Origin of the sequence: Paraburkholderia atlantica (assembly GCF_009362785.1) — a bacterium.
Lineage (GTDB): Bacteria > Pseudomonadota > Gammaproteobacteria > Burkholderiales > Burkholderiaceae > Paraburkholderia > Paraburkholderia atlantica.
This window is the reverse complement of sequence record NZ_WHNQ01000004.1, coordinates 306677-321516: the sequence shown is the minus strand read 5'-3', so window position 1 is coordinate 321516 and position 14840 is coordinate 306677. Positions and strand designations below refer to the sequence as shown.

General features: G+C 63.7%; 11 protein-coding genes. 4 read left to right on the top strand and 7 right to left on the bottom strand.

Going from position 1 to position 14840, the window contains the following annotated elements:
* Positions 1 to 70 precede the first annotated feature (70 nt).
* The 6 genes from GCT19_RS08055 to GCT19_RS08030 all read right to left on the bottom strand — a co-directional run bounded on the left by GCT19_RS08055 (position 71) and on the right by GCT19_RS08030 (position 11125).
* On the bottom strand, positions 71 to 1558 hold the full coding sequence (locus tag GCT19_RS08055) for a SulP family inorganic anion transporter (protein WP_152851576.1): 1488 nt from the start codon (positions 1556 to 1558) through the stop codon (positions 71 to 73).
* A 265-nt stretch (positions 1559 to 1823) separates the two neighbouring features.
* The gene (locus GCT19_RS08050; protein ID WP_152851575.1) at positions 1824 to 2414 is read right to left on the bottom strand and encodes a BPSL1445 family SYLF domain-containing lipoprotein; all 591 of its coding nucleotides are present in this window, start codon (positions 2412 to 2414) and stop codon (positions 1824 to 1826) included.
* 280 nt (positions 2415 to 2694) lie between these two features.
* Entirely contained in the window at positions 2695 to 4083 is a 1389-nt protein-coding gene (locus tag GCT19_RS08045) for an FAD-binding oxidoreductase (RefSeq protein ID WP_152851574.1), read from the bottom strand.
* A gap of 873 nt (positions 4084 to 4956) precedes the next feature.
* Positions 4957 to 7590 carry a hypothetical protein gene (locus GCT19_RS42650; protein ID WP_193727381.1) on the bottom strand — a complete coding sequence of 878 codons (2634 nt, stop codon included), beginning with the start codon at positions 7588 to 7590 and terminating at the stop codon, positions 4957 to 4959.
* A gap of 233 nt (positions 7591 to 7823) precedes the next feature.
* Complete coding sequence (gene pdeM, locus GCT19_RS08035) at positions 7824 to 8486, bottom strand: ligase-associated DNA damage response endonuclease PdeM (RefSeq protein WP_152851573.1); 663 nt, start codon at positions 8484 to 8486, stop codon at positions 7824 to 7826.
* Positions 8483 to 11125 (bottom strand): ligase-associated DNA damage response DEXH box helicase, encoded by a 2643-nt coding sequence (locus GCT19_RS08030; RefSeq protein ID WP_152851572.1) that lies wholly within the window; start codon positions 11123 to 11125, stop codon positions 8483 to 8485. Before GCT19_RS08030 ends, pdeM begins: the two co-directional genes overlap by 4 nt.
* Before the next feature lie 250 nt (positions 11126 to 11375).
* Here GCT19_RS08030 and GCT19_RS08025 point away from each other — a divergent pair, with 250 nt between their 5' ends.
* The 3 genes from GCT19_RS08025 (at position 11376) to GCT19_RS08015 (ending at position 13640) form a co-directional block, all read left to right on the top strand.
* Positions 11376 to 11726 carry an FKBP-type peptidyl-prolyl cis-trans isomerase gene (locus tag GCT19_RS08025; RefSeq protein ID WP_373685682.1) on the top strand — a complete coding sequence of 117 codons (351 nt, stop codon included), beginning with the start codon at positions 11376 to 11378 and terminating at the stop codon, positions 11724 to 11726.
* Positions 11727 to 11829: 103 nt separating this feature from the next.
* Entirely contained in the window at positions 11830 to 12291 is a 462-nt protein-coding gene (locus GCT19_RS08020) for a DUF488 domain-containing protein (protein WP_152851571.1), read from the top strand.
* A 275-nt stretch (positions 12292 to 12566) separates the two neighbouring features.
* Complete coding sequence (locus GCT19_RS08015) at positions 12567 to 13640, top strand: DUF6765 family protein (RefSeq protein WP_018434160.1); 1074 nt, start codon at positions 12567 to 12569, stop codon at positions 13638 to 13640.
* Positions 13641 to 13661: 21 nt separating this feature from the next.
* On the opposite strand, the gene GCT19_RS08010 is transcribed toward GCT19_RS08015, so the two are convergent.
* On the bottom strand, positions 13662 to 13913 hold the full coding sequence (locus GCT19_RS08010) for a hypothetical protein (RefSeq protein WP_026228443.1): 252 nt from the start codon (positions 13911 to 13913) through the stop codon (positions 13662 to 13664).
* A 405-nt stretch (positions 13914 to 14318) separates the two neighbouring features.
* On the opposite strand from GCT19_RS08010, the gene GCT19_RS08005 reads away from it, so the two are divergent.
* The gene (locus GCT19_RS08005) at positions 14319 to 14657 is read left to right on the top strand and encodes a hypothetical protein (RefSeq protein ID WP_018434161.1); all 339 of its coding nucleotides are present in this window, start codon (positions 14319 to 14321) and stop codon (positions 14655 to 14657) included.
* Positions 14658 to 14840 lie beyond the last annotated feature (183 nt).

Here is a 14840-nt window from a genome sequence, read left to right as displayed (position 1 = left end):
AGCGCCAGGCCGCGTTGTCGATGCACGCGCGAGCATTCACCGCACGCGCGCTCGCAACGCGCTGCGTGTCTCACGCGAAGCCGATTCCCGCGCGGCTCAACAATTGGCGGTTGCGCTCCGACAGGTTCTGCATCCGCAACTCTTTGCCCGCCTTGCGATAGCGTTCGGCCAGCCCCTGCAACGCGGCGAGCGCCGAATGATCGGCGAGCAGCAGATGACTGCAATCGACGGTCACGCTCGCCGGGTCGCGCGCGGGATCGAACAGCTCGTGAAAACGCGCCGTCGACGCGAAAAACAGCGTGCCGCGCGGCACATAGGTCTTATGGCCCGCGCGATCCTCCGCGTGCGCGTGAATTTCGCGCGCATGCTGCCACGCGAAGTCGAGCGCGGCGATCACGATGCCGCACATCACCGCGACCGCGAGATCGGCAAACACGGTAATGACCGTGACCGCGACGATCACGAGCGCGTCGTTGCGCGGCACCTTGCCGAGCACGCGCAGCGAGCCCCACGCGAAGGTCTGCTGCGCGACCACGAACATCACGCCGACCAGCGCCGCGAGCGGAATCCGCTCGATCAGCGGCGACAGGAACAGGATGTACAGCAGGATCATCACGCCGCTGACGATTCCCGACAGCCGCAAACGTCCCCCCGAATTCAGGTTGATCATGGTCTGGCCGATCATCGCGCAACCGCCCATGCCGCCGAACAGTCCCGAGGCGATATTCGCCGCGCCGAGCGCGACGCATTCGCGATTCGGCTGACCGCGCGTTTCGGTGATTTCGTCGGTCAGGTTGAAGGTCAGCAGCGTTTCGAGCAGACCGACGATCGCGATCAGCACCGCGTACGGCAGGATGATGCGCAGCGTTTCGAGATCGAGCGGCACGTCGGGCAGATGCAGCGTCGGCAGATTGCCGGCGATATGCGCCATATCGCCGAGCGTGCGCGTCGGCAGATGCAGCAGTTGCGTGAAAAGGCCGATGCCGACAATGGCGACGAGCGCCGGCGGCGCGGCGCGCGTGAGCCGCGGCAGCAGATAGACGATCGCCATCGTCAGCGCGACCAGCGCGCACATCGTCGCGAGCGCGCTGCCGTGCAGCCATGCTTCGCCGTGCGGCGTGGCCGTCTTGAAGTGCGCGAGCTGCGCGGTCGCGATGACGATCGCCAGTCCGTTGACGAAGCCGAGCATCACCGGATGCGGGACCATGCGGATCAGTTTGCCGAGCCGCAGTACGCCGAACAGCATCATCAGCAGGCCGCTCAGAATCACGGTCGCGAGCAGATACTGCGCGCCGTGCTCGACGACGAGCGCGACGATCACGACGGCCATCGAGCCCGCCGCGCCCGAAATCATGCCGGGACGTCCGCCGAATAGCGCGGTGATAGTGCAGATGAAGAATGCGCCGTACAGACCCATCAACGGATTCAGATGGGCGACGAGCGCAAAGGCGATGCATTCGGGCACCAGCGCGAACGACGAGGTCAGGCCTGCGAGCACATTGCTGCGAATGCCGGACAGCCAGGCGGGCCGACCGGAAGCGGGACTAGCGATGATCATGTTTTTCGAGGTGGCGCGCGAGCGCAATGCTGAGGCCCGCATGGGCTGCGCTGAACGGGTTTGGCAACGCGCGCGGCTGCGCGAAGGATGCGTCCGCGGGGCGCGGACGGTTTGCGAAAGGCGTGGATTTTACCGTAGCGCGATGAATGGCGCCGGGGAAGCGGGCGGGAACGCGATGGCTTGAACGCGCGGCGCGGATCTGTCGTGCATTCGCGCGGCGCGCGCGCACCACAAATCCGCATGAGCGGAGGCTCCGCTCAGATACTCAGATAGTCAGCCTGGACACCTTCGTGCCTTCGAGCGACACCCCGGCCATCAAACCGCCATTGGTCAGCACGAAAGCCTGCACTGGGCTCGTCGCGGTCGATGAATCGACCGCGCCATTCGCGCCGACCTTCAGCACGGCGACGGTCGCGTTTGCGCCGACCGCCCAGCCCTGGCTGTGCATGAATTCGTCGAGCGCTTCCTGCGTCATGAACAGAAACACGAGCGCCTTCGACTGGGCGCCGATCTGCAAGCCGAATGAGCCTGCGACCGTGCTGAAGTAGCCGACCGTACGGCCGCCGATGCGCATCGCCCCTTCACCATACTGTGCGCCGACCCAGAAGCCGGCCGAGATCACTGACGGGAACACCAGCACGCCGCGCGCTTTCGCAACGAGGTCGCGCGAACCGTCGACGTTTTCGTAGAGACGTGCGAGCGTCGAGTCGACGCCCGCGTTGATCGTGTCGCGCTTGCCGGCATTGGCCGATGGTGATGCGTTCGAGGACGGCGAAGTCGTCGTGCAACCGGTGAGGCTCAGGCCTGCGACGGCCAATGCAGCGCTGCCGGTCATGATGAATTGTCGTCTGCGCATGACTGTTTTCCTTTGCGTTTCTCACGCATGTTGTACGTTATGGAAGAGTGCGGCGAATTGCCTGCCTTGCTTTGCTTTGTTCTCATTTGCGTACGAGAGGTTCCGTGCGCGCGACGATTGTCGTTGAGCGGGCATGCCGCGACGTGCGACGCACGCATCGCGGGCATCTACAGCCGACAAGGTAGCAGGGAGCGTGCCCAAGCGCCGCGCCGCCTTGCGCCAGGGCGTCGCGGCCATTTGCAGTTCGCAGTTTCGCGCGGCTTGCTGTTGCGCGTCGTCGCTACACCGTTGGGCGAATGTTCTGGTTATGGCGAAACAGGTTGTGCGGATCGTAGCGGTTTTTCAGGGCGACGAGGCGCTCATAGTTCGGCCCATAAGCATCCGCGATGCGGCCGCCTTCTTCCTCCGTCATGAAGTTGACGTACACGCTGCCTAGCGCGAACGGGCGCGACGCATTGAAAAAGTCGCGCGCCCATGCGACGCAGCGCTCGTCGTCGCGCGCGTCGTCCCAGCGGCCGTGCACGTTCATCCCGTAGAGCGTCTCGCGGGCCGGGTAAGCGGTCGCGTCGACCGCGACGCGCTGCGTTTGCGCGCCGATCAGCCCGAAGAAAATTTCGCATTGCGCGGACGGCAGCGTGTCGATCGCGCGGATCAGCGCGTCGATCAGACCATCGTCGATGGTGCCGAGGTTGTGCGACTTCCAGTAGTTGCGCGCGCCTGGCGTGAGCAGCGGATCAAAGGCCTGTTGCCACATTTCATAGGGCATCGGACCAAGATGTTCGCCGAGCGGCTTGCCGAAGCCGCGCACGGCTTCCACCGCGGCTGGGCCTTTGTCGACCGGCCCGTTGTAGCACATCGCGAACACCAGCACGGGTTTGCCGTGCACCTCGGGCGGCAGGAAGGGCAGCGGCGGCGCGAGCCGCGCGACGGCCCATACGGCGAGCTCGTCGGGCATCGTGGGCGTGGCGTCGCGGTATTTGATCAGTGCTTCCTTCGCGTCGGCGAGCGGCAACACGACAAGGCCGCCATAGACGAGCGGGCCGACCTCATGCAGCGCGAACTCGAATAGCGTAACGACGCCGAAATTGCCGCCGCCGCCGCGAATCGCCCAGAACAGATCGTCGTGCGAGGTCGCGCTCACGTGGCGCAGCTCACCGTCGGCGGTGACGATGTCGGCCGCGACGAGGTTGTCGATCGTCATGCCGTAGCGGCGGCTCAGCCAGCCGAAACCGCCGCCGAGCGTCAGACCCGCGACGCCGGTCGTCGAGTTGATGCCGAGTGGCGTCGCGAGTCCGAATGCCTGCGCTTCGTGATCGAAATCATGCAGCGTCGCGCCAGGTTCGACATACGCGCGCCGTGCTTGCGGGTCGATACGCACCGATTTCATCGTGGATAGATCGAGCACGAGGCCATCGTCGCACACAGCGCTGCCGCCAATGTTGTGACCGCCGCCGCGAATGGCGAGCGGCAGGCCGTTGTCGCGCGCGAAAGCGACGCCGCTGCGCACGTCGGCAACACCTGCGCAGCGCAGGATCATCGCGGGTGTACGGTCGATCATCGCGTTCCAGATGCTGCGCGCCGCGTCGAAGCCCGGCGTGTCGGGCAGCAGAAGCTGGCCGCGCAATGTGGATTTGAATTCGTCGACGGCGCTGCTGGAGATAGTAACCATGTTGTACCTCGTCGGTGAGGGGAGGGCGCTCGCAGAACACTGCTCGGCAGACCAAACAAAATGCGGGCGTGAATGAAAGCGGATTGAGAGATTCGGCTGCGTGCAGTAAACGGGGCGGCGCGTCGAAGTCAAACAAAGGTTTACCCGCGTATGGAGGCAATCCCGCGCAGGGGCTCGCGGGGACAGGCGTTTGCGGGCCGCGCAACGACGATACGCGGCGGTAGCGCCGAAGATGGTGGGAATGCTCCGGGAAAAGCGCGCGCGCCGATGTGTTGGTTATCTGACGCGCTGGTGGTTGCGCCACGACACTTTGGATACCGCGTGGGTCGCGATCGTGTGCGGCTGAGGCGCACGTTCGACGACTGTGCGAGGCAGCGCGCATCGCCACATCGCTTTTTGCGACGCACACGCGTTATGCAACGACGCGTAATGTTTCGCGTGCGCATTTCGGTGATTTTCATTGCGTTGTCTATTGGATTGCTCTCATTCCGATTTTTGAATTTTCATTTTTATGTGCGAATGGCCACATGAATAAAACGGACGATGTTAAATAGACTGAATTCGTAAGATCAAACCAAATGTTAATTTTCTTTTTGTCGGTTCAATTGTGTCGCGGGTGATAGTTTTGGCTTCCCGTCTGAAGAATCTGGATTAGCGGATTTGACGGACGCATCGTCGTTTCCCCCTGCCTGGCAAGCCGCATCGCCAATATCGCATTGCGTGGTCTAACGCACGGTCGCGCGATTGCACTGCGAATAACTTCAACGTCCATCAAGCCTCGCTGTGCGGCTCTCACGATCACGTGCGCGCACGGCCAGCCCATTCTCTCGAAGCACGCCAAATCGGACCGGGGATTTTCCGTGAGAGAAGTATTTAGTGCGAGCGCATTTTAATTCGCATAAGGCGAAGTTGCGCAAAGGCTTTGACTTTCGTTTTTTTGACGAGCGGATATTCACTCGTTAATTGGACCGGTCGCTCAGGGGAAATAATTAGGAGGGTGAAATGAAAAAGCAAAACGGGGACGCGTGGATACTTGGCACGCGGCGGGCGGCTTTGGCGGTCGCTGTCAGTCTTTATGCGGCGATGGCGGGTGCGCAGACGAATTCGGGGAGCACCGCCGCGCCGGCAACCAATCCTGGAGTGATGGTGCTCGCTGAAGCGAGCGTGCACGGCGGATGTCCGTCGGGCGGCGGGCCGGGCTGCACGTCGCAGGGATTCGGACAGCTCGGGGCGGGCGCCCTTGGCATCGCGGCGGCGGGGCTCGGCCCGACGTCGTCGACCGGTTCGTCGGCGGGCAACGGAACGTCGTCGACGGGCGCGGGCAGCAGTGGCGGAAATAGTTCGGCTAATTCCGGCACGGGAGGGGTGGGCTCGGGAGGTACCGGCGGCAACAACGGCAATGGCGGATCTGGCGACAACGGTAACGGTGGCGCTGGAAGCGGTGGCGATGGCTCGGGGAATGGCGGCACGGGCGGCGATGGCGGCAACAATGGTGGCGGTGATAACGGCGGGGATGGTGGGGACGGTGGTGGTGGGCATGGGCATGGACATGGCCATGGCGGTGATGGCGGTCATGGTCATGGCCATGGTGGCGATGGTGACGGCGACGGCGGTCATGGCCACGGCCACGGTGGTGATGGTGACGGCGATGGCGGTCATGGTCATGGCCATGGTGGTGATGGTGACGGCGATGGCGGTCATGGTCATGGCCATGGTGGCGATGGTGACGGCGATGGCGGTCATGGACATGGCCACGGTGGCGATGGTGACGGCGACGGTGGTCATGGTCACGGCCACGATGGCAATGGTGACGGCGATGGCGGTCATGGCCATGGTGGCGATGGTGACGGCGATGGCGGTCATGGACATGGCCATGGTGGTGATGGCGACGGCGACGGTGGTCATGGACATGCCCACGGCGGCGATGGCGACGGCGACGGTGGTCATGGACATGGCCACGGCGGTGATGGCGAAGGCGACGGTGGTCATGGGCACGGCCACGGCGGTGATGGCGAAGGCGACGGTGGTCATGGGCACGGCCACGGCGGTGATGGCGACGGCGACGGTGGTCATGGGCACGGCCACGGCGGTGATGGCGACGGCGACGGCGGTCATGGTCACGGCCACGGTGGTGACGGTGACGGCGACGGCGGTCATGGCCACGGCCACGGTGGTGACGGTGACGGCGATGGCGGTCATGGCCACGGCCACGGTGGTGACGGTGACGGCGATGGCGGTCATGGCCACGGCCACGGTGGTGATGGTGACGGCGATGGCGGTCATGGCCACGGCCACGGTGGTGATGGTGACGGCGATGGCGGACATGGTCACGGCCACGGTGGTGATGGTGACGGCGATGGCGGACATGGTCACGGCCACGGTGGCGATGGTGACGGTGGTCATGGACATGGCCACGGTGGTGACGGCAGTCACGGCGAAAGCGGTCATGGCGAAAGCGGTCACGGCGACAGCGGTCATGGTGACGGTGGCCATGGCGATGCTGGCCACGGTAGCAGCGGTGGCGAAGGCAAAGGCGGTTCCGGTAACGGCGGCCATGGTGGCGAAGGCGGCGGCCAGGGCAGCGGAGGCTCTGGACATGGCGGCCATGGCGGCCATGGCGGTGAAGGCGGTGGCGGCCAGGGCAGCGGCGGTTTCGGACACGGTGGCCATGGCGGCGAAGGCGGCGGCCAGGGCAGCGGCGGCTCTGGACATGGTGGCCATGGCGGTGAAGGCGGCGGCCAAGGCAACGGCGGTTCCGGCAACGGTGGCCATGGCGGTGAAGGCGGTGGCCAGGGCAGCGGCGGTTCCGGACACGGCGGCCACGGCGGTGAAGGCGGTGGCGGCCAGGGCAGCGGCGGTTCCGGCAACGGCGGCCATGGTGGCGAAGGCGGTGGCGGCCAGGGCAGCGGCGGTTCCGGCAACGGCGGCCATGGTGGCGAAGGCGGTGGCGGCCAGGGCAACGGCGGTTCCGGACACGGCGGCCATGGCGGCGAAGGCGGTGGCGGCCAGGGCAACGGCGGTTCCGGCAACGGTGGCCATGGTGGTGAAGGCGGCGGCCAGGGCAGCGGCGGTTCCGGACACGGCGGCCATGGCGGCGAAGGCGGTGGCGGCCACGGGAACGGTGGTTCCGGCAACGGTGGCGATGGCGGTGACGGCGGCGGCCAGGGCAACGGAGGCTCCGGACACGGCGGCCATGGCGGCAACGGAGGTGGCGAAGGCAACGGCGGCGGCCAAGGCAGCGGTGGTCCAGGCAACGGAGGTCACGGCGGCCATGGCGGCAACGGAGGTGGCGAAGGCAACGGCGGCGGCCAAGGCAGCGGTGGTCCAGGCAACGGAGGTCACGGCGGCCATGGCGGCAACGGTGGCGGCAGCGGTGGCGGCTTCGGCAACGGCGGCTTCGGCAGCGGCGGCTTCGGCAGCGGCGGCTTCGGAAACGGCGGCTTCGGAAACGGTGGCCACGGAGGTCATGGCGGCTACGGCGGCGGTGGCTCCGGCAATGGCGGCCACGGCGGCAGCAACCACTAAGCAGTGGCAAGAGTCCCGCGAACTTTGCGGGACTCCTTCCAGGAGAGCAGGCCGGCGCCGCCCGGCCTCTACACCAATCCCGCTCGAGCACCGCGGGAAGTTTGCCGCGAAAAACCCAGCAAGAAACCCAGCAAAAAAACCAGCTAGCGAATCAGCAAACCAACCCGCAAACGAAACCCAATCAGGCAACAAAGTGGACGGCCCCCGCCGTCCACTCAACCCCTCAACTCGATCACCCTCTCCTGCACCACCAGAAAAACCCTCTCCCCCGAAACGCGCCCCGTCTCACGCGCGCCTCCAGTAAAGCTCCCGAACGCCGGCAGCACCCCCCGATCGATCCCAAAGCGAAAGCACGGCACCCGCACTGAATCGGTCCGCGTCGCGATCCGATAGACTGGATGCACATGCCCCGCGAGCACATACGCGCGATCGACCGCATGCGGGTGATGACACAGCGCCCACGCCCCGAAATGCCACGGCTCGCGCACAGACTCGACATCCAACGTAAGCGGCAACGCACCGGCATGCCGATCGTGATTGCCTTCGACTAGCACCACGCGCAGCGACGCATGCCGCGCGCGCCATGCATGCAACGCATCGAGCGTGAGCGTCGAAAGCGACTCGCGCGCATGCAGTAGATCGCCGAGGAGCACCAGCGTCGCCGGCTCGAACTCGGCGATCAGACGATCGATCCGCAGCAGATTCTCCGCAGTCGAACCAGTCGGCACCGGAATGCCGCGCGCGCGAAATACCGCATCCTTGCCGAAATGCGCATCGGCGATAAAAAGCGCGCGCAGCACCGGATCGAAACACGCGCGCAAGCTCGATAGCACGAGAGGTCGTCCGCCGACGTCGATCGCAAGCGAGGTCGCCGTCATCGTTGCGCCGCCCTTTCGAGTTCTGCCAGCATTCGTTCGACGCGATCCGCGAGCTTCTCGGTGCTGACTTTTTCGCGCAGGCGTCCGACGATCAACGGAAATGCGAACGGCGTCGGCTTTCTGGGCCGCGTGAGCACGACGCGGCTCGCGTTCATTCGTTCGAGCGCAATACGAATGCGCCGCACGTCGAGTTCCTGCAGCAGTACTTCGGTATCGGCCTGGCCCAGCAGCAGATTGCCGCGATCGTGCTGACGAAAGATCTCGTAGAAAAGCCCGCTCGATGCCTGCAATTGCCGCGCGCTTTTCTGCTGTCCCGGATGCGCCTGGAATACGAGTCCCGACACCCGCGCAATCTCGCGAAAACGTCGCAAAGAGAGTTCGGACGAATTGAGGCTCGCAAGAATGTCGTGATCGAGTTCGTCAGGTGAAAGCAGGCCATTCTGCAGTTGCGCGTCCCAGTCGAACGCCTGCGTGCATAGCAATTCGAAACCGTAGTCGTTCATCGAAATCGAAAACGTGCCGGGTTTGTCACGCGCGACTCGCCACGCGAGCACAGCGCCAAGCCCGATATGCGCGGTGCGCCCTGCGAATGGATAGCAGAAGAAGTGGTGACCCTCGCGCGATTTCAGCAACTCGATGACCAGCACGCCCGGCTCGGGCAATGCTGACCATTTCTGCTGCAATTCGAGCAGCGGCCGCACCGCGCGCATTTCAGGTTCGTCGTAGATGTCGTCGGCGGCGCGCGCGAGCATCGTCAGAGTCGCGTCGGCGAGGTCGGACGATAACGGCATGCGGCTGCCGGCCCATTGCGGCATTGCCCCACGCGATGAGCTCGCACGTCGCACCCACGCCGTCATGTCCTGCACGCGGATCAGTTCCAGCGCGCGGCCGCCGAACGTGAACACATCGCCGGGCTTGAGTCGTGAGACGAACGATTCCTCGATGGCACCAATGCGCCCGCCCGATAGATACGCCACATTCAGCGTGCCATTCGCGACGATCGTGCCGATGTTGTTGCGATGCCGGCGCGCGAGATCGTTGCGCGGCACGCGGTACAGGCCGTCGCTATCGCGCGCGACTCGATGGTAGTCGGGATACGCCCGCAGCGTCGCGCCGCCGCCTTCGACGAAACCCAGCGCCCAGTCGAACTCCTGCTGCGTCAGATCGCGATATGCATAGGCATGCAGAAGTTCATCGTACAGCTCGCGCGCATCGAAGCCGCCGCCGATCGCGACGGTGACGAGATGCTGAACCAGCACGTCGAACGGCTTGTGCGGCGTATCGCGGCTTTCGATCTGCCGTTTGTCGACGGCTTCACGCGCGGCCGCCGCTTCAATCAATTCGAGCGCATGCGTCGGCACGATCGTCACCCGTGACGGCAAACCGGGCGCGTGTCCCGAGCGGCCCGCGCGCTGCATCAAACGCGCAACGCCCTTTGGCGAGCCGATCTGGAACACGCGTTCCACCGGCAGAAAATCGACGCCGAGATCGAGACTCGACGTACACACCACAACCTTTAGCAAGCCGTTCTTCAACCCGCGTTCGACCCACTCGCGTACCTGCTGATCGAGCGAGCCGTGATGCAGCGCGATCACGCCGGCCCATTCGGGGCGCGCGTCGAGCAGCGCCTGATACCACACCTCGCATTGCGAGCGCGTGTTCGTGAAGACGAGCGAGGTGCGCGCTTCGTCGATCGCGCGCGCGACCGCATCGACCTGACGCATGCCCATATGACCGCCCCACGGAAAGCGCTCGATCGTGTCGGGAATGATCGTATCGACGATCAGCGCCTTCGGCAGCGCGCCATGCACACTGACGCGCGGCGTCGCGACCGGCGCGAGCAGGACTTCGGTCGCGAACGACAGATTGCCGAGCGTCGCCGACAGCCCCCACACCTGCAAGCCGGCCCGCCAATGCGTGAGACGCGCGAGCGCGAGTTGCGTCTGTGTCCCACGTTTGTTGCCGAGCAGTTCGTGCCATTCATCGACGATCACGAGCCGTACCTGAGACAGTACTTCGCGCGCATCAGCGCGCGTCAGGATCAGCGTCAAACTCTCGGGGGTCGTGACGAGCGCGGACGGCATGCGCCGATTTTGCCGCTCGCGTTCGGCGGCCGACGTATCGCCGGTGCGCAGACCGACGCTCCAGGGTACGGCGAGTTCGGCGGCGGAGCTTTGCAACGCGCGCGCGGTGTCGGCCGCGAGCGCGCGCATCGGCGTGATCCAGAGCACCGTCAACGGTTCGGGATGCTTGCGGGGCGTCGACGCGGCGCTAGCGAACGCGGCGAGCGCGCCGAACCACACCGCCCAGGTTTTGCCAGCCCCGGTGCTTGCGTGCAGCACACCGCTCGCGCCAGCGGCGATGTTGCGCCATACCTCGCGCTGAAACTCGAACGGCTGCCAATGGCGCGAAGCGAACCATGCGTCGAGTTTGTCCGCGAATGGGCGGCGCGCTGCGTCAGGTGAATATGAGGGGAACGGCAGCGGCTCGAAGGCGGGTTCGCGCGCATCGAGCCGCGCCTGTTGGGCGCGGCTGCGCGGAATCCTGCGCGGCCTTGGCGCGCGAACGCGCTCGTCGGAGGGCGCCGGGGCGGCGGTGGAGTTGTCAGCGGGGTCGTCGGAATTGGCCGGCTCGGTCATCGAAAGCGCTCTCTACGGGTGTGGCGGATTCGTGTGCCGGCGACTCGCGCCGGATGTTCATGTGGACCGCGGGGTCGCGCAGCGGTTCAGCGAGGACCTGACAGGCGCGCAGCGACCCGCGGCATCCGGCAATATTTGGCAGCCTCGGCCGACACCCGATCCGTTACAATCAAACGGACTACCCCATTGGAGATTAGCTTTGAAATCACTCGTTGCTTTGCTGGCCGCAGCCGTTCTGTCCTCGACCGCGATGGCTGCCGCGCCGACCACGGAGAAGCTGCCGTCCGGCGTCATCGTCGAACATCTGACGCAAGGCACGGGCCCGCAACCGTCCGCGACCGACGTGGTAAAAGTCAACTACCGCGGCACGCTGCCCAACGGCACTGAGTTCGATAGCTCGGCCAAGCATGGCGGGCCGGCCACGTTTCCGCTCAATCGCGTGATTCCGTGCTGGACGCAAGGCGTGCAGAAGATGAAAGTCGGCGGCAAGGCGCGACTCACGTGCCCGGCGGCGACCGCATACGGCGATCGCGGCGTCGGCCCGATTCCGCCGAATACCGATCTGACCTTCGAAGTCGAACTGGTCGACATCGTCAAGTAAAGCGCGCGAGCGGCGCTAAAGATGCACTGCCACCGAGCCTCGCTGCGCCAATCGCAGCGGGGCTTTTTTATGGGCACCGAATGGCGCGCCAAGGGGATTCACCATGAAACGTGACAAAAGCATCGTGCAGGTGGCCAGCATTGGATTTACCGGCAAGAGCGCCCAGAAGTTCTTCGGCTTGTTGAAAGACGCCCAGGTGCGCACGGTGCTCGACATTCGCCTCAACAACACGTCGCAACTGGCGGGCTTTGCGAAAAAGCAGGATCTGCCTTTCTTTCTCGAGCAGTTGTGCGATGCGGCGTACGTGGAAATACCGGAGCTGGCTCCCGAGCCGGAACTGCTCAAACGCTACCAGGGCAAGCAGTTGAGCTGGGAGAACTTTCGGGAGGAATATCTCGACCTCATCGCGCGCCGCCGTGTGGAAAGCAATCTGGATATCGCGCTATTTGAATCGGGCTGCCTGCTTTGCAGTGAACATTTACCACATCATTGTCACCGGATGTTCGCGCTCGAGTATCTGAACCAGCACTGGAACAATCGTTTTTCCGTTACACATTTGACCTGACCGCCGGCGGTCGGCCGGGTTACGTTTTCCGCCTCATCGCCCGGCGGCTTTCCGTGCCGGCAGGTTGCATCTCGCTGGTACCGCCGGAGTTTTCCCTCAGTAGCCCGAATAGTAGGGTGGCGAGAAACGTGGAAAAACACGACCGATACGCATGTTATTTCAAGTCGGGTGCCACTCGCTCGTCTACTATCTACTCACGCGCAGCTCCCTGTATTCGTCTCGCCCTATCGCCGGCCGCAAACCGGATGTGATTACGCGCGCCAGGAGCGCCTGCCATGAATATCGACTTCCATTACGGCGTGGTCTACATTGCCGCGCGCGTCGGCGGCATGACGGCCGGCGATGCGCAAACCGTCGCGCATGCCTGCCAATACGTCGACGACGCAACGACGAGCGGAATACTGCGGTTCAAAGGCGGCGAGACATTCGAGCGATTCGCGACCGCGCACAAGTTATTCGATTACGCCAATACCGAGAACGACCAGAATCGGCTCGTGTGGGCGCCGTTCCATTTTCTGCCGGCCGGGGTGGGTGACAGTCTCGAGGAAAAGGCGGTTTGCCGGCCCGACAGTGAAGTCGCGCGCGAAGTCGTGCGGCGCGCGATCCGGCAGCGCGATTCGGAGACCGCGTTGCACAGGCTCGGCGTGACGCTTCACACATATGTCGATACCTGGGCGCACCAGGGATTCGCGGGCATCGAAAGCCCGTGGAATCGCGTGCATCTTCTCGAAGCGCAGGACTGCACGCGCAAAGGCTGGCTCGCGAGCCTGGAACTGGCGGTCGCGCATCTGATCGAGCGCGTCGAGACGGACGTTCTGACAATCGCGTTGCCGGTCGGCCACGGCGCCGCGTTGCACTATCCGGACCAGCCGTGGGCACGCTGGCATTACATCGACGGCTGCAATCACTTCATCTCACGACATAATTTGCCGGATTTCGTGCAAGCGGCAGACATGAGTTGCCGTGTCGTGCGAGCTTATCTGGCAGGACGTGAAGATTTCGAAAACCAGCCCGGCATGCCGGAGGACGTCAAAGACGCACTGACCCGACTGCTCGATACGAACCGCGAACCCGACGACAATCTGCGTCTGAGAACCGTTTGCGAATGGGTGAGTGCCGGCCGTATTCCGGGTTTGAAAGAACTTGTGCCCGGGTATATCGCCAAAGGACACGGTTCGTGGAAGTACCAGGCCACCGGTTTGTTGTGCGATGACGACACCGGGGACAGACCGGAGTGGACGACCGCCTTCGAGAAGAGCGACTACCGGCTCTTTCACGACGCGGTCAAACAGCACCGTTTCGTAACCACCCAGGAGATCTTGCCCGCGCGCGGATTACGCATTGCCTGAGTGGTCGCCCGCATTCTCCAGTTACTGCATTTTGGCTTGCTGATGCGGCGCGGCCTGAGCCGCCGCCTGCTGTTCTTCCGCGTGCTTTTTGGCCATATGCCGTCCGACGATACAGCCGCCGACGGCGCCGACCACCGCATGATGTCCCGCATAGTGCCCGGCGACGCCGCCCACTACCGCTCCTTTCAGGCAACCGGCCGCGTTCGCGGTGCCTGCCATTGCCAACGAGACTGCCAGTGCCCCCAGGGCGGTCCGAATAAAGCCAGCTTTCATCGCAAGTACCATGTGTTTGAGTGGATCAAAATTAGGGTGGCCCGGCGTCTTTTTCAATAGCCGCCGCGAGCAGAGCGGCTGACAAAGGACTCTCCATTGGCTATTCATTCGCCGCTGGGCACGGACACGAAGTGTAAATGGTCTTGAACAGAGCAGGAGCAACAGGTGCTGCAAGATCGGTAACGGCACGTTACCGGCGCCGGGCTTTGCACGCATCGTCAGAGGCGTTTCGCACGCGCTGGAATCCGTTTGCTATAGCGGGCCACCAAAAAAAGACCGTTTTCAATTAAAAAGTGGGCTACTCTCCTTTGAATATCCAAATGCCGGGCTATAGTAGAAGCGACTAATGCCAGAAAGCATGACGGCGCGCTTTTTGTCGCCGATGCGGATGACGGGGAAACACAAATGACGCCATCGAATGCAGCGATCTATCAGACCAGGACTTGCACGCCGGAGTCGTTGCGTACGCTCGCGGGGTTTCTCGAATTGGCACTCGACGAGGGAAAAAGCGTGGTCGTCATGCGGATCGGCAAGCAGGCGCGCAGCGTTTATGTCGGAAATCCATCCGGTGCATTGGAGGATTTAACGGAATCCGGTGTCGTCGACGCTTTCCAGGCAGATGAAATGCTGGCACTGACCCGCCTCGGCCTGAACCGGATAACGGCGGACGGTCAACACTACCGTTTTATACGGAGTGTGAGGTACATTGCCGATCGCCAGGTCGTCGTTTTTACACCTATCTGAGTGGTGGAACCGAAATGAAAAAGAAGAATCACGAGGGAAGGAAAAGGAAGAAAGCTTCGATGACCCGGTAGAAAACCTGAAAGCTTTGTTATTTTGAAAGCTGAATCGGCGCTCGTATCGATGTACTGAAGCTCAGGATAGGTCAATAGACTGCCTTTCTTCCGTCATTCATGGCATAGTTCG

Bases quoted from the DNA above. Each gene is read 5' to 3' on its own strand.
- GCT19_RS08020 (WP_152851571.1), top strand. From the start codon at position 11,830: ATGAAACGTGACAAAAGCATCGTGCAGGTGGCCAGCATTGGATTTACC.
- GCT19_RS08055 (WP_152851576.1), bottom strand. From the start codon at position 1,558: ATGATCATCGCTAGTCCCGCTTCCGGTCGGCCCGCCTGGCTGTCCGGC.
- GCT19_RS08045 (WP_152851574.1), bottom strand. From the start codon at position 4,083: ATGGTTACTATCTCCAGCAGCGCCGTCGACGAATTCAAATCCACATTG.
- GCT19_RS08005 (WP_018434161.1), top strand. From the start codon at position 14,319: ATGACGCCATCGAATGCAGCGATCTATCAGACCAGGACTTGCACGCCG.
- GCT19_RS08010 (WP_026228443.1), bottom strand. From the start codon at position 13,913: ATGAAAGCTGGCTTTATTCGGACCGCCCTGGGGGCACTGGCAGTCTCG.
- GCT19_RS08025 (WP_373685682.1), top strand. From the start codon at position 11,376: ATGGCTGCCGCGCCGACCACGGAGAAGCTGCCGTCCGGCGTCATCGTC.
- GCT19_RS08015 (WP_018434160.1), top strand. From the start codon at position 12,567: ATGAATATCGACTTCCATTACGGCGTGGTCTACATTGCCGCGCGCGTC.
- GCT19_RS08050 (WP_152851575.1), bottom strand. From the start codon at position 2,414: ATGCGCAGACGACAATTCATCATGACCGGCAGCGCTGCATTGGCCGTC.
- GCT19_RS08030 (WP_152851572.1), bottom strand. From the start codon at position 11,125: ATGACCGAGCCGGCCAATTCCGACGACCCCGCTGACAACTCCACCGCC.
- pdeM (WP_152851573.1), bottom strand. From the start codon at position 8,486: ATGACGGCGACCTCGCTTGCGATCGACGTCGGCGGACGACCTCTCGTG.